Annotated in this window: 20 protein-coding genes; 15 read left to right on the forward strand and 5 right to left on the reverse strand. The window is 47.9% G+C overall.

Annotation, left to right across the window (positions count from 1 at the left end; genetic code table 11):
- The first annotated feature begins 50 nt into the window (after window positions 1-50).
- Together MJ770_RS01475 and MJ770_RS01480 are read left to right on the forward strand one after the other, a co-directional pair.
- Window positions 51-2,114, forward strand: a complete 2,064-nt coding sequence (locus tag MJ770_RS01475; RefSeq protein ID WP_239249708.1) for an amylo-alpha-1,6-glucosidase — start codon at window positions 51-53, stop codon at window positions 2,112-2,114.
- Window positions 2,111-4,801, forward strand: a complete 2,691-nt coding sequence (locus tag MJ770_RS01480) for an MGH1-like glycoside hydrolase domain-containing protein (RefSeq protein WP_239249710.1) — start codon at window positions 2,111-2,113, stop codon at window positions 4,799-4,801. The genes MJ770_RS01475 and MJ770_RS01480 overlap by 4 nt, the downstream gene beginning before the upstream one ends.
- 186 nt (window positions 4,802-4,987) lie before the next feature.
- On the opposite strand, the gene MJ770_RS01485 is transcribed toward MJ770_RS01480, so the two are convergent.
- From MJ770_RS01485 to petA, 3 genes are read right to left on the reverse strand one after another with little or no spacing between them, the layout of a single operon-like run.
- The gene (locus MJ770_RS01485) at window positions 4,988-5,629 is read right to left on the reverse strand and encodes a cytochrome c1 (RefSeq protein WP_239249712.1); all 642 of its coding nucleotides are present in this window, start codon (window positions 5,627-5,629) and stop codon (window positions 4,988-4,990) included.
- The gene (locus MJ770_RS01490; protein WP_239249714.1) at window positions 5,626-6,888 is read right to left on the reverse strand and encodes a cytochrome b; all 1,263 of its coding nucleotides are present in this window, start codon (window positions 6,886-6,888) and stop codon (window positions 5,626-5,628) included. The genes MJ770_RS01485 and MJ770_RS01490 overlap by 4 nt, the downstream gene beginning before the upstream one ends.
- Window positions 6,889-6,897: 9 nt before the next feature.
- The gene (gene petA / locus MJ770_RS01495) at window positions 6,898-7,407 is read right to left on the reverse strand and encodes a ubiquinol-cytochrome c reductase iron-sulfur subunit (RefSeq protein ID WP_239249716.1); all 510 of its coding nucleotides are present in this window, start codon (window positions 7,405-7,407) and stop codon (window positions 6,898-6,900) included.
- A gap of 883 nt (window positions 7,408-8,290) precedes the next feature.
- On the opposite strand from petA, the gene MJ770_RS01500 reads away from it, so the two are divergent.
- From MJ770_RS01500 to MJ770_RS01515, 4 genes are read left to right on the forward strand one after another with little or no spacing between them, the layout of a single operon-like run.
- Window positions 8,291-9,421, forward strand: coding sequence for an ABC transporter permease (locus MJ770_RS01500; protein WP_239249718.1), 1,131 nt, complete (start codon window positions 8,291-8,293; stop codon window positions 9,419-9,421).
- Window positions 9,418-10,182, forward strand: coding sequence for an ABC transporter ATP-binding protein (locus MJ770_RS01505; RefSeq protein WP_239249720.1), 765 nt, complete (start codon window positions 9,418-9,420; stop codon window positions 10,180-10,182). The genes MJ770_RS01500 and MJ770_RS01505 overlap by 4 nt, the downstream gene beginning before the upstream one ends.
- 10 nt (window positions 10,183-10,192) lie before the next feature.
- Window positions 10,193-11,119 (forward strand): MlaD family protein, encoded by a 927-nt coding sequence (locus MJ770_RS01510; protein ID WP_239249722.1) that lies wholly within the window; start codon window positions 10,193-10,195, stop codon window positions 11,117-11,119.
- Window positions 11,116-11,679 (forward strand): ABC-type transport auxiliary lipoprotein family protein, encoded by a 564-nt coding sequence (locus MJ770_RS01515; RefSeq protein ID WP_239249724.1) that lies wholly within the window; start codon window positions 11,116-11,118, stop codon window positions 11,677-11,679. Before MJ770_RS01510 ends, MJ770_RS01515 begins: the two co-directional genes overlap by 4 nt.
- 231 nt (window positions 11,680-11,910) lie before the next feature.
- On the opposite strand, the gene MJ770_RS01520 is transcribed toward MJ770_RS01515, so the two are convergent.
- Window positions 11,911-12,369 (reverse strand): MerR family transcriptional regulator, encoded by a 459-nt coding sequence (locus tag MJ770_RS01520; protein ID WP_239249726.1) that lies wholly within the window; start codon window positions 12,367-12,369, stop codon window positions 11,911-11,913.
- Between the two features lie 65 nt (window positions 12,370-12,434).
- Here MJ770_RS01520 and merT point away from each other — a divergent pair, with 65 nt between their 5' ends.
- The 5 genes from merT (at window position 12,435) to MJ770_RS01545 (ending at window position 17,827) form a co-directional block, all read left to right on the forward strand.
- Window positions 12,435-12,785, forward strand: a complete 351-nt coding sequence (merT, locus tag MJ770_RS01525; RefSeq protein WP_239249728.1) for a mercuric ion transporter MerT — start codon at window positions 12,435-12,437, stop codon at window positions 12,783-12,785.
- Between the two features lie 90 nt (window positions 12,786-12,875).
- The gene (merP, locus tag MJ770_RS01530) at window positions 12,876-13,136 is read left to right on the forward strand and encodes a mercury resistance system periplasmic binding protein MerP (RefSeq protein WP_239249775.1); all 261 of its coding nucleotides are present in this window, start codon (window positions 12,876-12,878) and stop codon (window positions 13,134-13,136) included.
- Complete coding sequence (merF, locus tag MJ770_RS01535) at window positions 13,136-13,375, forward strand: mercury resistance system transport protein MerF (RefSeq protein WP_239249730.1); 240 nt, start codon at window positions 13,136-13,138, stop codon at window positions 13,373-13,375. Before merP ends, merF begins: the two co-directional genes overlap by 1 nt.
- A 13-nt stretch (window positions 13,376-13,388) precedes the next feature.
- Window positions 13,389-15,029, forward strand: a complete 1,641-nt coding sequence (gene merA, locus MJ770_RS01540) for a mercury(II) reductase (RefSeq protein ID WP_239249732.1) — start codon at window positions 13,389-13,391, stop codon at window positions 15,027-15,029.
- A gap of 950 nt (window positions 15,030-15,979) precedes the next feature.
- Complete coding sequence (locus tag MJ770_RS01545; RefSeq protein ID WP_239249734.1) at window positions 15,980-17,827, forward strand: cation:proton antiporter; 1,848 nt, start codon at window positions 15,980-15,982, stop codon at window positions 17,825-17,827.
- Between the two features lie 80 nt (window positions 17,828-17,907).
- Here MJ770_RS01545 and MJ770_RS01550 read toward each other — a convergent pair whose 3' ends face one another.
- The gene (locus MJ770_RS01550; protein ID WP_239249736.1) at window positions 17,908-18,057 is read right to left on the reverse strand and encodes a hypothetical protein; all 150 of its coding nucleotides are present in this window, start codon (window positions 18,055-18,057) and stop codon (window positions 17,908-17,910) included.
- A 549-nt stretch (window positions 18,058-18,606) separates the two neighbouring features.
- Here MJ770_RS01550 and MJ770_RS01555 point away from each other — a divergent pair.
- The 4 genes from MJ770_RS01555 (at window position 18,607) to MJ770_RS01570 (ending at window position 25,998) form a co-directional block, all read left to right on the forward strand.
- Window positions 18,607-19,176, forward strand: coding sequence for a c-type cytochrome (locus MJ770_RS01555; protein WP_239249738.1), 570 nt, complete (start codon window positions 18,607-18,609; stop codon window positions 19,174-19,176).
- Between the two features lie 971 nt (window positions 19,177-20,147).
- The gene (locus tag MJ770_RS01560; RefSeq protein WP_239249739.1) at window positions 20,148-21,569 is read left to right on the forward strand and encodes an efflux transporter outer membrane subunit; all 1,422 of its coding nucleotides are present in this window, start codon (window positions 20,148-20,150) and stop codon (window positions 21,567-21,569) included.
- Between the two features lie 74 nt (window positions 21,570-21,643).
- Window positions 21,644-22,891 (forward strand): efflux RND transporter periplasmic adaptor subunit, encoded by a 1,248-nt coding sequence (locus tag MJ770_RS01565; RefSeq protein ID WP_239249741.1) that lies wholly within the window; start codon window positions 21,644-21,646, stop codon window positions 22,889-22,891.
- Window positions 22,888-25,998, forward strand: a complete 3,111-nt coding sequence (locus tag MJ770_RS01570) for an efflux RND transporter permease subunit (RefSeq protein ID WP_239249743.1) — start codon at window positions 22,888-22,890, stop codon at window positions 25,996-25,998. The genes MJ770_RS01565 and MJ770_RS01570 overlap by 4 nt, the downstream gene beginning before the upstream one ends.
- Window positions 25,999-26,269 lie beyond the last annotated feature (271 nt).

Consider the following 26,269-nt stretch of genomic DNA (forward strand, 5'->3'; position numbering starts at 1 on the left):
CTAGCCGATCAATGCCTGTTTTTAAGAAGGAATTAAAATTGAGCTCACAAATGTCGTTGAACGTAATGAACGAGACACACCTTCATTTGGGACGGGGTGTTTGCGGAAATTTTGAACAGGCAGTTGAACGTGAATGGCTAGTCACCAACGGTATGGGGGGTTACGCTTCCGGCACAGTCGGCGACCTGAACACGCGCCGCTACCATGGCCTGCTCATGGCCGCCTTGACACCTCCAGCAGGGCGCACCTTGCTGGTAGCGAAGATGGATGTAACGGTGCGTTATGGAGGTAAAACCTATCCTCTCTTCTGCAACGAGTTTGTCGACGGTACGGTAACGCCGCACGGATACCTTCACCTCGAAACTTTTTTTATGGATGGCACCGTCCCAGTGTGGCATTACGCGCTGGCAGACGCGTTGATCGAAAAACGTGTGCTGATGGCACCTGGGCAGAACACCACCTATCTGCATTTCCGTATATTGCGTGCGAGCGATACGCTCGAACTCGAGCTGAAGCCATTGTGCACATACCGGGATTATCACAGCCACAGCCATGGGGATTGGGATATGCATATCAGCGAAATAAGAAATGGCTTTAAAGCACATGCATCCCAGAGCGCACGTTCCTACCGCATAATTTGCAATGGCGCCAAGTTTATCGCTGACCCCGCATGGTACTGGAATTTCAAACACCGAGTGGAGACCGTGCGCGGAATGGACGATAGCGAAGATTTATTCTGTCCGGGTCGTTTTACTCTGACTCTCGATGAAGGGCGGGATACGACTTGTGTAATGTCCGCCGAATCGACTGCACCGAAAAAATTTGCTGTTATCAGTGCGCAAATTCACGAATCTTCGCAAGCGCTGTTGGCCGTGCTTCCCGCTGATGCGCCACACTGGATAAGACAGCTGGCACTGGCCACCGAGCAATTTATTGTCGATCGTTACCATGATGGTCGTCCGACAGGTAAAACCCTCATCGCGGGATATCCCTGGTTCGGCGATTGGGGTCGCGACACCATGATCGCCTTGCCCGGTCTGACCTTGGCATTAAAGCGTTTTGATATGGCCGCCAGCATCTTGCGCACGTTTGCTGCGCACATCAACGAAGGCATGTTGCCGAATCGCTTCCCTGACCATGGCGAAATGCCGGAATACAACACAGTCGATGCAACGTTGTGGTACTTCAACGCGGTGGATCAATACACCCGTCGCAGCGGCGATATCACTCTGGCAAAAGCGCTTTATCCGGTACTCGTCGATATCATCGCGTATCATCGAAAAGGCACTCGCTATGGTATCAAGGTCGATGTTCGGGATGGCTTGCTGGCTGCCGGTGAAGAAGGCACGCAACTTACCTGGATGGACGCTAAGATCGGTGATTGGGTAGTGACGCCGCGCATCGGCAAGGCTGTTGAAGTCAATGCGCTTTGGTACAACGCGCTGGCTATCATGGCCGATTTGAGTAAGCAGCTGGGTAGGAAAAAATTGGCAGGTGAATATTGCAAAGCGACGGCGCAAGTACGTTCAAGCTTTCAGCGTTTCTGGAATGACGAACAAAGTTATTTATATGATGTAATCGACGGACCAGAAGGTGTTTCTGACTCCGATGAGCGCAAGCTCGATTCACGCCTGCGTCCTAACCAGATATTTGCAGTATCGTTACCCAATAGCCCCTTGAACAAGAAGCAGCAAAAGGCTGTCGTGGATGTATGCGCACGTGAGTTGTTGACCTCAAATGGATTACGTAGCCTGGCACCTGACCAGCACGGCTACGTGCCCTACTATCGAGGCAATCCATTGCAACGCGACGCGGCTTATCATCAGGGTACCGTTTGGGCCTGGCTAATCGGTCCGTTCGTGGATGCGCACTACCGCGTCTATCGCGATGCGGACAAGGCACGCTCTTTTCTTGAGCCGCTGGGGCTGCACCTTGGTGAGGCCTGTGTCGGCAGTGTCAGCGAGATATTCGATGCCGAATCGCCATTCGCACCACGCGGTTGCTTTGCCCAGGCATGGAGTGTTTCGGAAGTACTACGCGCGTGGCTGGATTTGAATGATGGCGCACATAACCGGTTAATGAATACCTCAATTGGAAAAGGAAAATCAAGATGACCACCGCATCGACTCCACGCAAGTCAAATCCAAACAATCAAGCCAAACGGGGCGCACCCATCAGTGTAGAACAGAAACGACTCATCGCACGAGATAACGGCGAGCCGGAATGGTCCAGATGGGGGCCTTATGTGAGCGAACGCCAATGGGGAACGGTTCGCGAGGACTACAGCCCGCACGGTGAAGCCTGGGAATATTTCAGCCACGATCATGCACGCAGTCGCGCCTATCGTTGGGGTGAAGATGGCATCGCAGGAATCAGCGACAAATATCAGCATTTGTGCCTGGGGCTGGCATTGTGGAATGAGCACGATCCGATTCTGAAAGAGCGTCTGTTCGGATTGACCAACAATGAGGGCAACCACGGCGAAGACGTCAAAGAACTGTATTACTACCTGGATGCTACACCGACTCATTCTTATCTGAAGATGCTCTACAAATATCCCCAGCAGGCGTATCCCTATACTTGGCTGGTGGAGGAAAACGGACGGCGTGGCATGGACATGCCAGAATTCGAACTGATTGACACCGGTACCTTTGCCGATGACCGCTACTTCGATGTGTTTGTGGAATACGCCAAGGCCGACGCGCACGATATTCTGATGCGGGTTACCGCACACAATCGCGGCCCCGACGACGCACCGCTGCACATTCTGCCGCAGCTATGGTTCAGAAACGAATGGATATGGGAAGGGAAAACCGAGAAGCCGGAGCTGTCAGCCACTGAACAGAATTCCATCGTGTTGCAGCACCCAAAATTGGGTACTTATTACTGTCACTTCGATAGTGCAACGGAATTGCTATTCTGCGATAACGAAACAAACGTACAACGCCTGTACGGTACAGAAGGGAAAGGCTATTTCAAGGATGCCTTTCACGAACATATCGTCCACGGCAACCCTCATGCCGTCAATCCACTTAAAAGCGGTACCAAAGGGGCTGGGCACTTCGACTTTACAGTACCGGCACATGAGAAGGTTGAAGTTCGCTTGCGTCTCACCCGCGCAGTGAATAAGCGCCCTTTCAAGGATTTTGATTCTATTTTAAATTTACGCCAAGCCGAGGCTGACGAATTCTATGCCGTGCTTCAAGCTGATATTACTGACGATGATGCGCGCATGATTCAACGCCAAGCCTTTGCTGGCATGATCTGGAGCAAGCAGTTTTACCATATCGATATCCCGAAATGGCAGCAAGGCGATCCGAACATGCCACCGCCACCGCCCGAACGTCTTAACGGGCGGAACAGTGAGTGGCAGCATTTGAACAACGAAGACATTATTTCGATGCCGGACAAGTGGGAATATCCTTGGTATGCCGCATGGGATCTGGCTTTTCACTGTGTCACTTTGGCGGATATCGATCCGGTGTTCGCCAAAAATCAACTACTGTTGTTGACGCGCGTTTGGTACATGCATCCTAACGGCCAGATGCCCGCTTACGAATGGGCTTTCGGCGACGTGAATCCGCCAGTGCATGCATGGGCTGTGTGGGAGGTATACAAAGCCGAGAGAGATGCCAACAATGGTAGCGGTGACCTTGATTTTCTTGAGCGTGAGCTGCACATGCTGCTGCTGAACTTTACCTGGTGGGTCAACCGCAAGGATATCGATGGGCACAACATGTTTCAGGGCGGTTTCCTCGGTTTGGATAACATCGGCGTATTTGACCGTAGTGCGCCACTACCTACAGGCGGTTATATCAATCAAGCCGATGGCACCAGCTGGATGGCCATGTATGCGCTCAACCTGATGCGTATTGCACTCGAATTGGCGCTGCACAACCCTACCTATGAGGATATTGCTACCAAGTTTTTTGAGCACTTTTTGTACATTGCACAGGCCATGAACAACATCGGCGATCAAGGTGTCGGCTTGTGGAACGAAGAAGATCAATTTTTCTACGATGTCCTGCGCATCCACAATAGCAAGATGATACCGCTCAAGGTGCGTTCTATGGTGGGCCTCATCCCACTATATGCCGTGGAAATTATCGAACCAGATATGCTTGATCGGCTGCCGGGTTTCAAAATACGACTGGAATGGTTCATGAAACATCGTCCCGAGTTGGCAGGACTCGTCTCTCGCTGGCAGGAACCGGGGCGTGGCCAACGTCGCCTACTCTCACTACTTCGTGGTCATCGCATGAAAGCATTGTTGAGGCGCATGCTGGACGAGACTGAATTCCTTTCCGACTACGGCATACGCTCGCTCTCACGCGCCCATAAAGATGACCCTTATGTCTTCAGCTGCATCGACAGTCCGATGAGTGTCAGCTACCAACCAGCCGAATCGGAATCGGGGATGTTCGGCGGCAATTCCAACTGGCGTGGACCGATCTGGTTCCCAGTCAATTATCTATTGATAACTTCACTACGTCGCTTCGCCGAATTTTACGGCGATGAGTTTAAGATTGAATGTCCTACAGGCTCCGGAAACATGCTCTCCATTCATGCTGTTGCCGACGAACTGGCGCTACGCTTGACGCGCTTGTTCAGGCGCGATAGCTCAGGACGGCGACCGGCGTTCGGCGATCAAAAAAAACTTCAGGAAGACCCGCACTTCCGAGACTATATTTTGTTTCATGAATATTTTCATGGTGATACCGGTCGCGGGGTGGGTGCTTCGCATCAAACTGGCTGGAGCGGCTTAGTGGCAAATCTTTTGAAACCGCACAAGCACGATTGACTCAACCAAAGGCACCTCTAAAAAACAAATTTGCGTCACAATACGGTGTTACTCGTAAGATTATTCACTAACATATCAATCATATGCCGCACAAAAATTTTTACTCGCGTCATGTCTTGCATAGCAACGGAGTAAGCAGGCAAGCTACGAATCGGCTGCTCGAAAATTGAATTTTGAGAGGCGCCCTTATTTCAATCTTGACCATATCTGATTCTTGACTAAATAGAGTAACGTGGTCAGCACGAGCAAATAGGCAATCACATAGTAGCCTAGCCGGATACGCTCCGCTGCATGCGGATCAGCTGCCCAAGAGAGGAAAGATACGATGTCGCGTGCCCGTCTTTGAATCTCGGCACGCTGCGTGCCTTCGGTGGCATTGCTGATACTGAGTATGTCGGGCATCTTGGTTTCAGGATAGACATAATTACTCTGCATTCCTTCGGGGGTGATGTAATAACCCACCAGATAGGAATACACATAATTCGCGCCGCCGTCACGCGCCTTCACCATCAGACTAAGATCAGGTGGTGCTTTGCCGAATGCCTGCAAGGTATCGCTCTCTGACATCTGCGCAAGTAACGAGGCGTCCAAAGATTGATTGCCACGCCAAACATCCACTTTCTGCTTATCTATTCCAAAAGCAACTAAATCGCGGTATTTGATGTACTTCATGCTATGGCAACTATGGCAAACATTTATCATAATTTCAGCGCCACGCTCAACGGCTGAAATATCGGTCTCTATGCGTATTTTTTCCAGCGTAACGTCTGACGCCCATGCATGCACACTAAAGCAACAAAACATTGTAATTTTCAGAAGCTTGTTCATGTTTTGTCACTACTACGGTTGTGATTCTTGAGTTTACGGTTCTCGATGGCGAGTGCTTCGCTCTCCATCTGAATCTTCACTTCAGGTGGCAAGCCGCGTTTGATCAGCCAGCGCTCTTCCGCTTTAGATATGAACGGGATGAAAAAGAATGAACCAAAATAGCACAACGTTGCCACCTGTCCGATCAAGACGGTCTGATTGGTCGAAGGAACGTAGCCGACATAACCGAGTACCAACATGACCAGCAAAAAGAGGTAAACCTGCACCCTGTAGACTGGACGAAAATGCGCTCCGCCCGGAATACGCGAGCGATCCAGAAAAGGCATAAAAGCAAACATCATCACAGATAAACCCATCGCCACCACGCCACCAACCATGTTGGGCACTGAACGCAAAATAGCGTAGAACGGCAGGAAGTACCATTCCGGAACAATATGGTTTGGGGTTTTCATGGGGTTGGCCGGAATATTGTTGGCTGGTTCCATTAAGCTGTCAGGCAGGAAGAATACAAAATAGCAGTACACGATCAAAAACAGCCCTAGCCCAAATAAATCCTTGATGGTGAAATACGGATGAAACGGAATGTTGTCTTTGTCGGCCAGATTGATACCACTTGGATTGCTGCTCTTCACCTTGTGCAGCGCCACCAGATGCACCACCACCGCACCGATAATAAGGAATAGGAACAGATAGTGCAGTGCGAAAAAACGAGTCAGAGTGGCATCACCCACGGTGTAGTCGCCGCGTAACCAGATAACCACTTGGTCGCCGATAAAGGGGGTGACGTGAAACAGATCGGTGATTACCGTTGCACCCCAGAAAGACATTTGCCCCCACGGCAGTAAATAGCCCATAAACGCGGTCGCCATCAACAGCAGCAATAAACCTTGCCCGGTCCACCACAGCAATTCGCGTGGCGCCCGATAGGAACCGTAATACATCGTGCGCGCCATGTGGATGTAGATCACCAAGAAGAAGGCAGAAGCTCCGGTCGCGTGCATATAACGCAACAGCCAGCCGTAGTTTACGTCACGCATGATGTGCTGGATGGAATCAAAGGAAAGCGCAATATCGGCCTTGTAATGCATAGCCAGGAATATTCCAGTAGCAGTTTGCAGTATCAGTACGAATCCAGCGAGAAAGCCGAAATTCCACCAATAGCTTAGATTGCGCGGCGTGGGATAACCCGTCAGCTCATGTTTGACGAAGCTAGTGAGAGGGAAACGATGGTCTATCCATTTGATGATGCGGCTGCGCATAGTCGTCTCCTAAGTTGCTCCGATGACGACTTTGTTTTCGGCCACAAAGTGATACGGTGGCACTTCAAGGTTCTTCGGTGCAGGACCGCGTATGACGCGACCGCTTTCGTCATACTCACTACCATGACAGTGACATACCCAACCAGGGCCTTCCTTGTTCGGCACACACCCCATGTGCGTGCAGACGCCAACCACGACAAGCCACTCAGGCTTTTGTACGCGCTTGCTATCCGGCTCAGGATCGATCCCGCCATTCGACGCTTCTGCCGCTTTAATCTGCTCTGGCGTGCGTTGCACAATGAACACCGGTTTGCCCTGCCAGGCAATGGTATGCATTGTTCCTGGCGTAATTCCGGATAGATCCACCTCAGTCTCTGCCTTCGCCAGCACATCGGAACTCGGATTCATGCTAGCGACAAATGGGACACAGGTTGCTACTACGCCCGCGCCACCAACCACAGAAGTCAGTTTGATTAAAAAGTCACGACGATTACCTTCGCTTAAGTTTGCTTTCTCCATCTTCGCCCCCCATGAAAATGATACCTGTCACAGATTTAACTGTGCATCCTGCACCAGTATTCTGCCAATTATCATAATAATTACAATTGGCAGTGAATGTGGTTTTATGTCTCTGAACAATTTCCAGTTATTCTTAATAAAAATATTATAATCAAGCATATATATTATAAGTATGACGAAAATAATCCCGCTGAACTAGCAGAGATTCTGCAGAATGAAAATTCTTGTACTCAAGCACTAGTGTAATAACGCTCGCCAAGTGACTTCTGTTACCCGGAATATGAAAATGATCGCGGCTATGCCATCGCCATTGCGTCATTATTAGTCCATTTAATCTATCAGGTTGCAAGAAATGCCACATCATCAACCGGCTTTGATTTCAACTGTAGTTTGATGGCGCCCGATCCAGACGGCCATGCGTTGATTTTCATGACTCACTGACCTCTCAAGGCCATATTTATACACTCACTAAGCAATCAACTGAGTAAAAATGTATGTTAGAGAACGGGTTATTGCCTGCCTTTTCTCCCTTAACAAGCAATTAGTAGTTAATTTTTAGAGGTGCCCCCAGCCCGCTTTATGATTGAGCTGACCGCTCCCTTTGAGCGTTTTTCGCGTGTATGTCAAAAAATAACCCAATACCAATACCTATTGCTGATAAGCAGGTATAAATTTTGGAACTTTCTTGTTGCAAGCCGTTATTATTGACTCCCAAACTGTTCCCCAGTACATTCAGGCTTGGTGAAAATTTGCGTTTATTTTTCTATTTGCATCAGTCACTTGATTAATGGCGCTGCCTTTAACAAGTGCAGTTGTTTTGTGACCAGTATTCATTTTCTTTGATGAACAAGTATTACCATATGTTACCAAAGGGACTATTGATGTGAGTGACTTACAAAACGCAAGTAAACCTGAGTTAACCTTCCCAAAGGAAGCGAACGACAGATTAATCAGTCTGAGTGGCCAGTGGACCCTCCGTACGCTGGCGGCATCTCCTGATCTGCGACAGACAATAAAAAAGCTGGGCAGAGAGAAGGATAAGCAATGGGATCTAAGCTCGATTGAGCGACTTGACAGCACCGCAGTTTTTTTACTCTGGCAAGCCTGGGGTGAGAAACTGCCAAAAAATCTGATCCTGCAGCCGGAACAAAGACAACTTTTCGACCATTGGCGTAACAGGCCAATTCCAAAGCCTAATTCTATGGTGTTTGGCTTTGTAGAATTGATCCGTCATTGGCAGTTGCCAATGCAAGGTTTTTACCATCATATACGCGCTTGGCTTACCTTATTTGGCCGGTTGTTGCTTGATGTTATTTTTTTGTTACGAAATCCCCGTTTCACACCATATAAAGAGATATCGCAAACGATATATAAAGCCGGCGTCAGCGCCATGGGAATAACAGCGCTAGTTGGTTTTTTAATTGGTGTCTCTATGAGTTACCTGTCTTCGTTGCAGCTGCAACAGCTCGGCGCTGAAATTTATATCATTGATCTGCTTGGACTTAGTATCATTCGCGAAATCGGGCCCATGTTAGCAGCCATTTTGATTGCGGGTCGATCTGGTTCGGCGATGGCCGCCGAGATTGGCATCATGCGTGTCACACAGGAACTGGATGCGTTATCAGCAATGGGTATTTCCCATTCGTTACGGCTGGTTCTGCCAAAAGTTGTTGCTTTGTCTTTGGCAGTACCACTCTTGATCGTATGGACTGATACTCTGGCCTTGATCGGCGGCATGCTTTCAGCGCAATTAACTTTAGATATCGGTTATCAGCAGTTTTACGAAAATTTACCCAAGGCGGTACCGATCGCCAACCTTTATATCGGCCTGGCCAAAGGAACCGTATTTGGTATGATGATTGCCATGACGGCCTGTCACTTCGGCTTTTTGATCAAGCCCAATACCGAAAGCCTTGGTAAGGAAACTACGCGTGCAGTGGTAACCTCCATAACTGCAGTGATCATTGCCGATACCGTATTTTCCATTCTATTTAGAAATGTAGGATTTTCATGAACCATTCATGTGCGGTAGAGCTGAATCACGTATGGACTTATTTTGGCGAGCATTTAATACACCAAGACATCAGCTTATGTCTCGAACGTGGTGAAATCCTGGGTCTCGTGGGATTATCCGGTAGCGGAAAAACAACGTTGTTACGAGAAATGATCGGATTGGAATCACCCAGCAAAGGGAGTCTGAATGTCTTAGGTAAGAGCGCGCAGGAATCCTGCTTAATGGAGTGTCGGCAAAAGCGCAATCAGACTGGTGTTTTATTCCAAAACGGAGCTCTATTCAGCGCCTTAAACGTATTTGACAACATAGCCTTCCCGCTGCGAGAGATGGGAATCAGCGATGAAAATCTGATTGAGCAATTGGTTTGCATGAAGCTGACAATGGTGGGTTTAAACGCGCATGACGCTATGCAAAAACCATCTGAGCTGTCGGGTGGCATGGTTAAACGGGCGGCAATGGCTCGTGCATTAATTCTGGAACCTGAATTACTATTATTGGACGAGCCGACCTCTGGCCTTGACCCCATTGCCAGCGAGGATTTTGTCACCTTGCTACGACAATTGCATCAGGAACTCGGTTTTACTGTGGTTATGGTGACACATGATTTGCATATTTTAAGAGATTTGTGCACAAAAATTGCCGTGTTGGCCGATCATCGCCTGGTTGCCTATGACTCGCTGGATAAGGTGCTTGAGTGCGACCATCCCTTCATTCAGCAATTTTTTCATAATAACCGCGCACAGCGGGTATTTACTTCATAGGAGGTTGGGTATGGGTAAAGACAGTTATGCGCTGATCACAGGCTTGTTTATGTCTGTGCTGATAGCAGGTGTTGTGGTTGTTATCATTTGGTTGGGCGACGTTCAATCACAAACAAAAACTTATATTGCAGAAACTCGTGAGTCAGTAACCGGGCTTAAGGTGGGCTCAACTGTTTATTATCGGGGTATAGCGGTAGGCAAGGTAAGCGCCGTGCGTTTCTCTCCTGATAATCCGGAGATTATTCTTGTACCAATGGAAATCGAAAGTGACGTTCAACTTAAGCGCGGTGTTTATGCAACATTGGAGCTTCAGGGCGTCACAGGGTTGACGCAGATATCACTTCAGGATAGCGGCAATCAAACTGAACCGCTGATAAAAAATGATCAACCAGAGAGCCATATACCGATCAAGCCTTCATTCATTGACCGGTTGTCAATATCCGGAGAGAGTACGGTCAAGGAAACCCGTGAGTTGATACTCAGGCTAAATCATTTGTTAAATGAAAATAATATTCGTAATGTGGAAGGTATTTTGACTAATCTCGAATCTGCTACCGAACGTTTCAACGAATTGCAAGATCAGGCCAGCAAAGCCTTGGCACAAGTGCCCACTTTAACAACAGAAGCCAGACACACGCTTGCAGAGATAAGCAGTCTGAGTCGTGACGTCAAACAGTTGAGCAGTCAAGTGCAGCAAGATTTGACAACGCTATCCGGTCAATCAAGTGAATTAATACAGACAGGTACCTTAGTAGGGCAGCAACTTTTGCAAGAAACGTTGCCCAAGGTCAATACTCTGATGTTGCAAATGCAAACCACCGCTCGCCGTTTCGATCGCGTTATAGCAACTCTGGAAGCTAATCCACAAGCTTTCTTGCTTGGAGAAAAATCACGGTCGCCAGCCCCTGGCGAATCTGGTTTTAAGGAGCGGAAATGAAACGCTATCTGAAGCATTACTCAGCAATTATTTTGAGCGCATCAATTTCTGCTTGCAGCATTGGTTCCAAACCAAGCATGCCGATCATTCACGATCTTGGACCTGCTGCTCAGCATACATCCAATAATGTCACGATTACGATGGATGCACCGGTCTGGCTGTGGGATGACAGGATACGTTACCGCTTGCTTTACGATGATGCCACCGTCATCCGTTACTATAATAACGATCGTTGGGAAGCACCGTTACCTGCTTTATTGGAACGCCGATTGATTATCACAGGATTGCGACGACCCGTTCACTTACGGGTTCAGCTGACACAATTCGAGCAACAATTTGAGGCGGCGGATACTGCGCATGTAGTAATGACGTTGACGGTCAATATTTTTGCCGCCAACAGCGCTGGACTGCAGGGTGAACGTAGATTCAGCCTGATACAAAAAAATGTTCCGCCGAACGCAGCCGGAGCAATCATTGGCTATGGTGCGTTGATCGAACAGGCGCAAACAGAGATTCAAACCTGGCTGAGCACTTTGTCCGATGAGCCTTTAGAGACCTGACCTCGAAATACTTGCAATTTCGTGTCCAGCGGAATTATTCACGTACCTACAACCGGCTCTGGTTTCAACTGTGGTTTGTCGGCGCGCGATCCAGACTGCAATGCGTTGATTTTCATGGGTCTGAGCTCTCAAGACCACCTTCCACCCACCCATTCAGTAATCGACAGTCATGGATCGGATCCACTTGCGCGAAGTTTTCACAGCGAGTGATGTCATCCTTACACTACACCTTCAAGACGTAATATTTTTTCCGTTCACCAAGCTGTAAATTATCGGGCAGCCGCAGCCATTTTTCCCTCTACGACAAGAAGAAATAAGTTTTGTAAGTGCCGATTCGATGGCCAGCAAATCTGCGAGCTTCTGTTCTACCATGCCAAGTTTTTTCTCGGCCAGCGCCTGTGTTTCCGCGCAGTGTTCACCTTCAGCCAACTGGAGCAGCAAGGTGATTTCTGTCAACGAAAATCCGAGTACCTGGGCGCGCTTGATGAACAGCAAGCGGTTCAGCTCTTCCTCACTATAGCGTCGAATTGAACCCGGGCTGCGTTGCGGCGTGCGCAGTAATTTCTCGCGCTGGTAATAACGGATGGTTTCAACGTTAACGCCACCAGCACTGGCCAATTGGCCGATGGTCATTCCCGTTTTTGAATTCGGTGTTTGCAATGTCGTAAAACTCGCTTTACTCGTTTTCATAAGACTTGACTACGTAGTTGACTACGGGTTTAAGGTTAGCATGTCTTTAAGAAATGGAGAACCTCATGTCTGGAACGAAAACAGGTCGCGGTGCGCTCTTCGCAGGAGGGTTAGCTGCCATTCTAGCCTCGACCTGCTGCCTAGGGCCGCTGGTACTGATAACTCTAGGCTTCAGCGGTGCGTGGATCAGCAACCTGACTGTGCTGGAGCCTTATCGGCCAATTTTTCTCGGCGCAGCATCGCTGGCACTATTCTTCGCCTGGCGACGCCTATATCAGCCCAATGCCACATGCAAGCCGGGTGAAGTTTGCGCCTTGCCACAAAACAAGCGTATTTACAGAGTCACTTTCTGGGTCGTCGCGTTGCTGGTACTTGTTGCGCTGACCTTCCCCTATATCGCACCATTTTTCTACTAAAGGAGTAATGACATGAACAGATACACCCAGACAAGTCTTAAACAAGTGGCTCGCAAATTCAATAAATTTTTTTCCATCATTATCGCTGCAATGCTGACCGCACTGTCTGTTCATCCGGCCTTTGCAGTCAGCAAAACGGCCACGTTGGCAGTATCCAACATGACCTGTTCGGCATGTCCAATCACCGTAAGAAAGGCACTGTTCGGTGTGCATGGCGTCGAGAAAGTGGCCATCAATCTCGACAAGAAAGAAGCTGCCGTGACCTTCGACGATACCCTGACCACCGTCAAGGCACTCTCCAAAGCGACTAAAGACGCGGGCTATCCATCTCGTATTGTGGGAGGTCATTGATGAAAACCTCTACCCTCTTGAAAACCGGCACAATCGGGGTAATTATCTCTGCCCTGTGCTGTTTCACGCCCGTGCTGGTACTCATTTTCGGCGCGGTTGGCCTGGCTGCCTGGGTGGGGTATATCGATTATGTATTGATGCCCGCCCTGCTGTTCTTTGTCGGTTTGATTATTTATGCCGTCACACGCAAATCAAAGGTGTCCTGCACCGAAAATGTAAACGGCCAATCCAAATATTGAAAGGCGATCAATCATGAACAACATCACCCTGCGCATCACCGGCATGACTTGCGAACATTGCGCAAATACTGTGGTGAAGGCTCTGTCCAACTTACCCGAGGTCGTCTCTGCCTCTGTTTCATATGACGATGGGCTTGCCAGCGTGGCGGCGCAAAGCGAGATTGATACCGACACCCTGGTGCGCGCGGTCAAAGCCAGTGGTTACAACGCCGAGATCATAGGCTCGGACGATGCGGCGGCAGGTAAAGCAGTAGAGGCCAAGCTGCACATTGCCGTTATCGGCAGCGGCGGCGCGGCGATGGCGTGCGCGTTGAAGGCGGTCGAACGCGGCGCGCGGGTAACGCTGATCGAACGCGGCATCATTGGCGGCACTTGCGTCAACTTCGGCTGCGTGCCATCCAAAATCATGATCCGAGCGGCTCACATCGCTCACCTGCGCACTAGCAGCCCGTTCGATGGCGGCATCTCGGCAGTTGCACCCACCATCCAGCGCGATTGGCTGCTCGCACAACAACAAGCGCGCGTGGACGAGCTGCGTCACGCCAAGTACGAAGGAATACTGGAAAGCATTCCGGAAATTAACCTGCTGCGCGGCGAGGCCCGTTTCAAGGACGGCCACACGTTGATTGTGCATTTGCGCGATGGCAACGAACGCGTAGTGTCATTTGATCGCTGTCTTATAGCCACCGGGGCAAGTGCGGCGGTTCCGCCGATACCCGGATTGAACGACACACCTTACTGGATTTCAACCGAAGCACTAATTAGCCCTGCCATTCCGCCAAGACTCACCGTGATCGGTTCGTCGGTTGTTGCGGTGGAACTTGCACAAGCCTTTGCACGGCTAGGCAGCAAGGTCACGATCCTCGCTCGCCACACGCTGCTCTTCCACGAAGACCCTGCAATCGGTGAAACGGTGACAAAGGCATTTCGTGCGGAGGGTATCGACGTGCTCACACAAACACAAGCAAGCTCGGTGTCGTTTGTTGATAGCGAATTCGTGCTCGTTACCAACCAAGGCGAAATACGCGCAGATAAATTGCTTGTAGCCACCGGGCGTTCGCCCAACACGCGCAGTCTTGGCTTGGACAATACCGGTGTGACACTCAGCCCACAGGGCAATATTGTAATCGACAACCACATGCGCACCAGCTCACCAGACATTTACGCCGCCGGCGATTGCACCGATCAGCCACAATTCGTGTATGTCGCGGCAGCAGCGGGTACGCGTGCGGCGGTTAACATGACCGGCGGCGAGGCCGCCCTCGATCTCACCGTCATGCCCGCAGTGGTGTTCACCGATCCACAGGTGGCGACGGTGGGGCTTTCCGAAGCAGAAGCGCACGACAAAGGTATTGAGACCGTCAGCCGTACACTGTCGCTAGAAAATGTGCCCCGCGCACTCGCCAATTTCTATACACGCGGTTTCATTAAACTGGTAGCAGAAGCTGAGAGCCTGCGCCTGCTGGGTGTGCAGGCAGTTACACCGGAAGCGGGCGAAATCATCCAGACGGCAGCCATCGCTATCCGCGCGCGTATGACCGTGCAGGATTTGGCCGACCAACTTTTTCCGTACTTGACGATGGTCGAAGGGCTAAAGCTGTGTGCGCAGACATTTACCAAAGATGTGAAACAGCTCTCCTGCTGCGCGGGATAGCCGCATCCGAAGTAGAGCTTGACTATAGAGCAAGCTCCAAGGATTACCGTAATGATGTACGGTAATCCTTGCATATATGTACTGATCAAACGACTTAACCATTGCAAGCAGGCAATGATCCTCAATGGAATTCATCCTATCTAGTCGGAACCAGTGTTCAAATTGATCAGGCATCGCATGGTGACGAGCAATCTGAGCATATGGATATGCTTAAGTGCTGAATTTAAATTGTGTCAATATTGGGAGATGACGCGATAAATTCTTGCCATGGGAACGGACAAATAGAAGGGCTGTTATGGATTTAACGATTAAAATCGAACTGGCAAAGTGACGTGGAGAAAGTTAATTTGACTTGCGTGGTTTAATTTCCTATCCTTCGGCGCCGAATAAACCCACTTAGCAGTGCGTACATCGTTCGCGGCAATATCCAAGTCAGGCATTCGCCCGGAATTTAGTTTTGTTGTATGTGCATCGACTCGGCGCGATCGATTTTGAAAACGACTCAATCAGTGCGAGGTCGCTGGCCCAAACACAAATCCGTAATCAACTGCCTTATTTCTTTTCGGCCACACTTTATTTTGACAATCGTCTGCCGATGTTATTTTGTGTGACAGAGTTTTTGCTTTACTGACCTAAGAAGATGCAACTATTCGCGATGGCTTGATTTTTGCGCTTCGTCGCTGCTTGGTACATATACTGTGCTAGTTACCACACGACACGCAGCGACACGATGTGCTGAAGATCCAAAATTTTGGTGAGGTGGCGCGTGTTTGCAGGCAGTGAACAGACAGTTCAGTTTTCTAAATTGAGTTGACGCATATTTCAACGTGTTCTACTGATTTAACATTAAACGCACGGATGTCGTCGTTTTGATTCCTTAGCCGCCCTTAACAAGGGCAACGCCGGTTGGTCAGGCGATTAACCCAATTTAACGAGGTTTAAATCTACCTATGGTTGAGCATAATCTAGTCAGCCTCAGTATCGTCGTCATACTGGGCATTGCAGCCCAGTGGATGGGGTGGCGCATGCGTATCCCGTCGATTCTGCTGTTGCTGATATTTGGAATTTTGGCCGGCCCGGTTTTTGGCTGGATTAATCCTGGCGAATTGCTGGGGTCCCTGCTTTATCCCGTGGTGTCACTAGCGGTGGCCATGATTCTGTTTGAAGGCGGGCTGAGCCTATCGATGAAAGAGTTCCGTGCCATCGGCGGAGTGACAGCCTGGTTGGTAACTGTGGGTGCGGCCATTACCTGGTTCATTGTCGCCGTCGCATCACACTGGATTCTAGGACTGGACTGGTCACTTGCAATTTTGCTGGGCGCAGTGCTCGTGGTCACTGGCCCAACGGTGATTGGCCCGATGCTGCAATTTATCCGCCCTACTGGGCAGACGGGTGCCATCCTGAAATGGGAAGGCATCATGATAGATCCAATTGGCGCTATGCTCGCGGTGCTGGTGTTTCAGGTAATTCTGGAATCGGGAGGGAGGCAGCCCGAAATGATAGTGCTGATCACGGTGCTGAAAACCATCGGAATCGGTACACTATCGGGATTGCTAGGCGCATTGATTCTGGGCTTCTGCATGAAACGGAATTACATTCCCGACTATTTGCATAATCCGGTAGCACTCATGTTTGTGATAGCCTCGTTTACCGGTGCCAATATTTTCCAATCCGAATCGGGCCTGCTGGCAGTCACCATCATGGGATTTGCGTTGGCCAACCAAAAATCGGTATCGATTCAACACATCGTCGAATTCAAAGAAAACCTGCGGGTATTGTTAATTGCCGGCGTGTTCATTCTGTTGGCAGCGCATCTCAAGCCGGCGGACCTCGATCAGATCGGCATCGGCAGTTTCATTTTTTTACTGGTGCTGGTGTTGGTTGCGCGACCCGCTTCCGTTTTCGTTTCTACTTTCGGTAGCAAGCTTAGCACCAAGGAAAAGCTGTTTTTATCCTGGATGGCACCGCGTGGAATTGTGGCTGCAGCAGTGGCGTCTATTTTTGCCCTGCGGCTGGAAGAGGTAGGGCTGACCGGTGCTGAAGCGTTGGTGCCGCAGACCTTTTTCGTCATCATTGGTACCGTCGCCCTGTATGGATTGACAGCGCCGCTGGTGGCACGGCGGCTAAATCTGGCCAAGGCGCATCCACAAGGCGTGCTTTTTTTAGGCGGTCAACATTGGGTTCGCAAAATGGCCAAAACTTTGCTGGACGAGGGCTATCCAGTGATGTTGGTGGATAACAGTCGACACAATATTTTAGCTGCGCGCAATGCCGGCATACCGGCTTTCTATGCCAGTATTTTTGCCGACAATGTACTGGATCGCGTCGAAATCAGTGGAATCGGCAAACTCATGGCCATGACCAACAACGATGATGTTAATTCGTTGGCAGCCTTGCACTTTGCCACGCTGTTTGGTCGCTCACAAACCTATCAATTAATCCCGGAGGACGAAAAGCTGCTTGATGCCCATTCGCGTCATCTAAGAGGAAACATTCTGTTTGGAAAAGGTATGACGCACTCTGCTCTGACAGAATGGTTTACCGATGACGCCGTCATCAACAAGACCAAATTAAGCGAGGAATACGGTCTGGAAGAGTTGAAGTCTCAGTATGTAGACAAAGTGCTACCGCTTTTCCTGATTACGGAAGGTGGCGATCTTCAAATATTTACGGCCGAAAGCTCAACCAAACCTCAGGCAGGCCAGACCCTGATCAGCCTGCTATTGTCGCAGCCTGACGTCATCGAGTCTGCGAAAGAAGTCTCGTCAGACAAGATCGGCGACGAGCAAATAGCTTAAAGAACGGTTGAGCACGGCCCCTTGGAAGGGGATGCCTGGAGCTTTAGGTTAATTCAAGACTCCAGCGGACTAGTCCGGTATCACGATGTCCAGGGGCTGTGGTCGAGCTTGCCTTCTACTTCGCCCACATAGGCTGAAGTGTGGCTGCGACATGAATTTCCATTAGCGTTCAGCAATGCCTGTCCCATGCCTTCAACCCGTACACTCAGGTCGGTTTGGAATTTTTTCATGGCCTCCAGCAATTGTGCTGGGGGAGTAAATGTAAAAAAATTGGGCAAAATACTTAATTTATAATAAATTTACAGATATCTTCTACTTCCTTTGTTAATTCGGTCTCCTTACTTATAAGTATTGATTATGCGACTTGAAACGTTACCTCCTGAATCTACACCACCCTCCGTCGCTTTGAATCCAGCGTCTTCGTAACTTTCAGCGGTTCGTCCTCTCGTTTAACCGGACAGCAGTGATAAATCATATGGTTGCTCGTTCTTGAAATTAACGAAAATTCTTCATAATTAAGTGGCTACCAATGGTCACAGACAGCTATGACATAGCCTTTTTTCTGCTGAATGTATAAAATCAAGCCACACACTATTGATTTGTAATATGCGATGTGGTAAACGTCAAATATCAAGAACTTAATATCATAATAATCACAGAACGTAAGCATATAACTGACCTACTGATTTTCATAAGCATCCAAGATTTTCTTACGAGAGAGCAAGTCAGATAAAGCCATTCAACATGAAAGGGATTGCAATATGAAAATGAGAAGAAGAATGCTTGTTGGAAGCACGTTAATCGCTTTAGTGGGATTAACATTGTCCTCAGGGCTATCGTTCGCGAGAGATGAATCGCATGCAATAGAAACTCTTCGCTGGGCCTGTACTCATTGTCACCGGGTGGATGGAAAGCCCGAGCCTCACGCTAATCTCAAGGGGCCTGATCTTACCTGGGTTGAGGGAAAATTCCGGCCGGAAGCCTCCTGCTGGCAGCCGCGAAGGAAGATAGCAAAAGCACCTGCAGATTTCTTGGCCAAGATCAACCCTCTCCCTATGTCCGCTGACGTAACTAAGGCCGGAGAAACACTCTTCTTGAAAACAGCCAAGCCCGCCAACTGTGCAATATGCCATGGTGAACAAGGTGACGGTAAAAGCAAAATGAGTACGTCTTCAGTGCCGCCGCCGAGAAACTTTACTTGCAACTCGATGATGAAGGACATTCCTGATGGTCAGCTGTTCTGGATTATAAAAAATGGTTCACATGGAGCACCCATGATATCGTTCGCTGGCCTATCGGACGAAGAGGTGTGGCAACTCATCCATTACATTCGATCATTGGCACGATGATCAGTACAGGGGCTTGCTCCAGCGTTGTTAGCCCCCATTTTTTCATACACTTAAATAGGCTATCCCACAATAAAACATTAGGTCAAGTTACTTAATTAATAATAAATTTATAGGTATCTTCTAATTCATTCGTCAATTCAATATCCTTGCTTGTATGTAATGATCAAGTGATTTGACCCGTTTTCTCATATTTAAGAGAACATGCCTTGATAACGCCTGCTCGGAAAATCCTTCTGTATATCAAGTGTCGCTGTAATTTTTCTTTTAATACAATATTTATCTTAAAAAACCAAGCTGGCCGGCTCCTTGCTCTATCGATTGAATGTCAGATGAGCGGGGGTATCTGTGTCAGCAGACCTCACATTTCCTTAGCCTCCAAAGGTCTGCACTTTCAAAAAAATCAGTACAGTTCACCTGATGACGTTAAAGATTCTACAGTAAACGGCGGTTCATCCTCTACAATAAAGCGGACAAAACACCGCAGATTATTTCAATTTCTGAAGGCAGTAATGAACCCTATCAAACAAATCTGCGAGAGCTCGGGCTCACCATCAAATAAAATATTATAAGTGAAACGGAAGATAGCCCAGCAGTCACCTTTAGCTACCAGGGATCAGATATTACACTTGCTGAAGGTGATCAGAAGTCCTTTAAACAGCAGACGGTCACCCTTGGAGAAAAATGCACATCGGCAAGTCTGCCACCGATAGCAAAACCGTTATCAAATACCACTGATGACGGCGAGAGAAAGGGACATCTTTACTTTGCAGGCGAGGGGACATATCTATTTAGTGTTGACAAAACATGGACTACTACTTGAAAGCAAAGCCTACTATGTTAACCTGATCATCTATAAATAATATGATGTGATTTTGAACAGGCCATAAAAATCAAAGGGTATAAATGTCCGTTACTGAATTTATATATGAGGTTTTGCAGTTGCAGCATTTTTATTTCGTTCGGCATAATTTATGATCAATTTTTCAGAAAAATTTGACCCCCCCCCATGGATTCGCATAACGGTATTACTTACCAGTCTGGTTATGACAGCCTGCGCCATGGGTCCAGATTATAAGCGCCCACCGATAGACATTAACAAACAGTTTCTGATGGCACAGGAAGAAGGAGAATCTATTGCCAATCTCGCATGGTGGGAGTTCCTTCAAGATAAAAAGTTACAAAAACTGATAAATCAAGCTTTGCTGGATAATAGAGACCTCAAGCAGGCCACTGCCAGTATTGAAGAATTTCAGGCGCGTTTGAAAATAGCACGCATGGATTTTCTTCCTAAGATCAATGTAAACGCCAATGCGCCCTTTATGGGATCCATGGGTGGGTTTGCACGGCCCGGCTTTCCATCAAGTTATAGTTATTTTGGACAAACAGACCTGAATTGGGAATTAGATGTCTGGGGAAAAATCCAGCGCGCCAATGAAGCAGCACGTGCCGAGCTGCTTGCGCGTGAGGAAAGCCGCCGTGCAATTATACTGATGTTGATTAGCTCAGTTGCGCAATCCTATTTTGATCTGCTGCAATTTGATTCGCAACGGGGCATCGCTCGCCGTGCTTTGTCGTCATGGCAAGAATCGGTAGCAATTTCCAGCGCACAGCTGAAAGGCGGAATTATTTCACGCCTTGATCTGGACCAATTCGAAGCCGAACGCGCTAATGCCGTTGCACGACTGGCTGAATTTGAAAGATTAATCGTACAGAAAGAAAACGAACTCAATGTATTAATTGGGAAAAATCCGGCGCCGATTTTACGGGTTGATTCACTGAACGAGCAAACAATGCCACTTAAAATTCCCGCTGGATTGCCATCCGAATTGCTACAGCGTCGGCCCGATATTCTGCAGGCTGAACAATCCATGATAGCTGCGACTGCTCGAATTGGTATGACAAAAGCCATGCGTTTTCCCAGTTTTTCGATCACTGGAGTTCTAGGTTTAGCCAGCCCAGCACTGTCAGATCTATTACTTTCCGACAGCAAATTTGGTGTGGGTGGCGCAGGATTAGCGGGGCCTTTGTTTAACTCGAATAGCCTGGGTTTCGAGCAGCGGGCGGCAGAAGCACAGGCCAAACAAGCCTTGGCAAATTATGAACAAACGATTTTAGTAGCATTCAAAGAAGTTGAAGATTCCTTAGTCGCTATCCGTACAGCAAACGAACAACGAGAAGCCAGACAGAAACAGGTTAAAGCATTGCGATCAGCCTTGCATGTAGCGAGTCTGCGTTACAGAGGTGGGCTTACCAGCTATGTGGATGTATTGCTTGCCAAGCGCAATTTGTTCGAAGCGGAGTTTTCACTGACAGAGATGCATCGCTTACATCTGGTGTCTATCGTGCAATTATACAGAGCCTTGGGAGGCGGATGGAACCCCAACGATCAATAAATTAGTCATATTATTCATTATGTTAATTTACACATCGTCGAATTTTTTACAGCATAAATATATGGATAACAATTATGATTTACTCCGGTCTGCTTCAAGCGCAAGTGCAACTATGTGCCAATCGCATAAAGACATTCATTTGGGCAGGATTCATAGGATTACTCCTTATTCTAGTTAGTGGTTGTTCACCAGATGAACCTACTGACAAACCTATACAGTTACCGGAAGTTAAGGTTATGACGGTAACTGCTAAAACGGTGCCTGATGAGCCTGAATTTATCGGTAAAACTGAGGCTTTTCGTCCAGTAGAAATTAGATCGCAAGTATCTGGAATTATTCAAGATGTTTTTTTTACTGAAGGTCGAAACGTCAAGCAAGGTGACAAGTTATATCTTATCAATCCTGTACCGTTTAAAGCAATTTATGAAGCCATGAAGGCCAAAGTAACGCAGCAAAAGGCACGTCTGGTCCAAGTTGAACAAAATCTTGCACGCGTGCGGCCTCTGCTAAAACAACAAGCAGTTAGTCAAAAAGATGTTGATGACGCAGTAGCAGAGGTTTTAAGTGCTAAGGCTGCATTAGACGCCGCGCAGAACGATCAAATTAAAGCAAAGTTTGATTTAGACAACACACTAATTTATGCGCCCGTAAAAGGACGTATTAGCCGCAGTAACTTTTATCAAGGCCAATTAATTTCTGCGCAAACCACACTATTAAACACGATAGATCAGCTAGATCCCATGTATGTAACTGTGAATGTTCCTGAAAGCTACCTGCTACGCCGCCGTCACGAGCTTGCTGAGGGCAAGGTTCAACGACCGGACATTTTTCAATTACGTGGCGTGATGACTTTTTCCGATGGCAGCGTTTATCCAGAGAAAGGGATTTTGGACTTTGCGGCTGTCACAATAAGCTCTGCGACAGGTATGTTACAAGGGCGGTTCAAGTTTTCTAATCCAGAAGGTGATTTTTTACCGGGGCAGTCATATTTTTATCCCGGGCAATTCGTCAAAATCCGCCTGGAGGGTATTATCCGCCCTAATGCAATTCTGATCCCACAACGTGCCGTTCAACAAAGTCCTGCTGGATCATTCGTTTTTGTGATTGATAAAGAAGATAAAGTTGAATTTCGTTCAGTTAAAGCCAGTACTTGGTATGGGAATGAATGGTTGATTGAAAGCGGCCTTGATTCAGGAGAACGAGTAGTGGTCGAGGGGTTTCATAGAATTCAATCGGGCGTTAAAGTCTCTGCCGTTCCTTATGAACAAGCTGCAGCTTCAAATAAGCTCCAAAACAATCAGACCTCGCAAAAAATACAATGAGCCCTCATTTCTTTATTGACCGTCCCATTTTTGCGTCGGTCTTGTCCATTCTGATTGTGGCAGTAGGTTTGGTATCACTACAAAACCTTCCCGTAGCGCAATTTCCTCAAATCACGCCGCCTATGGTGCAAATTGAAGCGGATTATCCTGGCGCTAGTGCAGAAGTTGTCGCAGAAGCTGTGGCGCGGCCTATCGAGGTGCAGATACCAGGTATAGATAATCTACTTTACTATGAATCTACCAGCACGAATGATGGGCATATGACGATGCGCCTCACATTCGAAATCGGAACCGATGTGGATATCGCCCAGGTTCAGACACAGAACCGCCAACGTCTTGCCGAGCCTCAATTACCGGATGAAGTGGTTCGTCAAGGTGTGACGGTTAAAAAAATGTCACCAGATTTGTTGGCGGTGATCGCATTAAGCTCTACAGATCCTAGACACGACCCTGTTTATCTTTCAAATTATGCATTGATTCAGGTGCTCGACAATATAAAAAGGCTTCCGGGTGTCGGCGACGCGGTCATTTTTGGAGCGCAAAATTATTCCATGCGCTTGATTCTTGATCCCGTACGAATGGCGCAACTCAATATCACACCTACAGAGATTGCTGCTGTCGTACGTGAGCAAAACCGTGATTTTCCAGCGGGCAGGATAGGCCGGGAACCTTCTGCAAAAGGCACAGAGCTTACCATTCCGATAATAACTCAAGGTCGAATGAGCGACGCGAAGGAATTCGAAGATATGATTATTCGGGCTAATCCCGATGGCTCTATGATTCGGATGCGAGATGTCGCGCAGGTGAAATTGGGTGCTCAGTCCTATGATCTTGAAGGACGGTGGAATGGAAAAGCTAATACTTTTATGTTGACCTTTCTTGCCCCGGGAGCCAATGCGCTTGATACCGTCAAAGGGGTGCGCCAGGAATTGGATAGACTGTCGAAGAGCTTCCCTGCAGGCGCGTCCTATGACATTCCCTATGACACCACAAAATTTATTGAGGTTTCAATTAATGAGGTTGTGAAAACACTTGTCGAAGCCACCTTGCTAGTTATTTTGGTGGTTTTTCTATTTTTACAAAGTTGGCGAGCAACACTCATTCCGGCCATTGCCGTTCCTATTTCACTTATTGGAACTTTGGCGGGCATGGAAGCACTTGGATTTTCAATTAATACACTTACCCTGTTTGGCATGGTGCTGGCCATCGGTATTGTGGTGGATGATGCGATCGTTGTGGTGGAGAATGTTGAGCGGCATATGAACAAAGGCGGACTGTCGCCTAAAGATGCAGCGAAAAAAGCCATGGATGAGGTATCTGGGCCTGTGATTGCAATCGTTCTCGTACTAGTTGCTGTGTTTGTGCCAGCCGCCTTTTTGGGAGGAATTACTGGTGAGTTGTACAAACAGTTTGCAATTACTATTGCGCTTTCTGTAATTATCTCCGGAGTTGTGGCACTAACCCTAAGTCCTGCACTTTGTGCACTAGTTCTGAAACCCAATCACAGCGCTCCTCGAGGATTCTGGAAAATCTTTAATCGCTCATTTGAGTGGATACAAACAAGATATGTTGGAACTGTCGGCACTGCCATCAAACGATCCGTGATTGCTTTGGCCGTCTTTGGAGCGCTGTTAATTGTCATTTTTGGACTGTTCAGAAGCATTCCAGGCAGCTTTCTTCCAGAAGAAGATCAAGGGTACTTTATTACCATCTTTCAATTACCTGAAGGGTCCTCCAAGGAACGGACTATTGAAGTGGTTAAAAAAATAGAAAATTTCTATATGTCAAATCCGTCGATTCATTCAACAGACGCTCTAGTGGGTCAAAATTTTGTTTTCAATACCCGAGGAGCAAATCAAGCAACAATGTTTGTGCCGCTACACGATTGGGATAAACGCACTGAACCGAATGAAAAGGTGCCGGGACTCATTGCGGCGGCTTTTCAGGAATTTGCCAAAATTCCCGAAGCGCTGATTCTGGCGTTTAATGCGCCTTCTATTAGAGGATTAGGATCAACTGGCGGTTTTACGCTTCAACTGCAAGACCCCAATGGCGGTGATTTTTCTGTGTTTGCTGAAGTCGCTAAGGAGTTTTCGATTAAAGCCTCAGAGCATCCGGCAATCGCCTCCGCTAACACCAGCTTCCGTGTAAGTACTCCTCGACTCTTTGCCAAGGTAGATCGGGAACGGGCTAAAGCTCTGGGAGTACCTATTTCAGAAGTATTCGATACCATGCAAGCTTATTTCGGGAATATGTATATTAACGATTTTGTGAAATTTGGTCGCGTCTATCGTGTGCAAACAGAAGCTTTGCCTGAGTATCGATCGAGCCCGGAAGATATTAGTAAGCTTTATGTGCGCGCTCAAAATGGTGCAGAGCAAACCATGATTCCCTTGGATTCTATCGTTTCCACTGAATTTAGCAGCAGTCCAGATCCAGTTACTCATTTCAATGGCTTTAATTCTGCACTGGTGATGGGTGCCGCCGCGTCAGGCTATAGTTCAGGACAAGCAATTGAAGCACTAAAGAAAATTGCAGATGAAATCCTTATTCCTCGTGGCTTTTCGATTGACTGGAGTGGCATCTCTCTCCAGGAACAAAAGGGTGATGGACAAGCTATCATGGTGTTTGCTTTCGCGATTCTGATGGTCTTTCTGGTGCTGGCTGCTTTATACGAAAGCTGGACAATTCCATTTGCCGTTATTCTTGCAATACCTTTCGGCGTTTTAGGTGCATTGTTAGCCATTTGGGCCTTAGGGCTGAATAACGACATTTATTTTCAAATTGGATTGATAACCTTGATTGGTTTAGCGTCAAAAAATGCAATCTTGATTGTAGAGTTCGCTAATCAACGCTATGTTGCGGGCGAGTCATTGATTGATTCCGCAATTGAGGCAGCGCGTCTTCGTTTCCGTCCGATTATTATGACATCAATGGCTTTTATTCTAGGCGTGGTGCCGCTTGTTTTGGCAACCGGCGCTGGCGCCGCCAGTCGTAACTCAATCGGAACAGGCGTATTTGGAGGCATGCTAGCCGCAACGTTTCTAGCAATCCTTTTTGTGCCGCTATTTTTTGTATTAATTGGAAGGATATCAAAAAAGAAGTAATGATCTGATCAGGTTCAATGCAGTCAACTTCGTCAATTGATTCTCGGAACCAAAATCTTCAATTTAAGCCTGATAAATCCCCAGCGATGCTAAGAGGCATTAGTACTGCCAAGTTAACTGTATCTGAACGAAATTTGGATGAGCGAGGGCAGATTTTGCGAGCTTTCACCTTGCGGCGAAATGCCTGTTTACCACACTTGCCGGATTCGCCTGTCAATAGTCATTCTATTGACCAAAAAAACGGAGGTAACTGCACCGGGCAGGTGGATTT

The organism is Candidatus Nitrotoga sp. M5 (assembly GCF_927904885.1).
Taxonomy (GTDB): Bacteria; Pseudomonadota; Gammaproteobacteria; order Burkholderiales; family Gallionellaceae; genus Nitrotoga.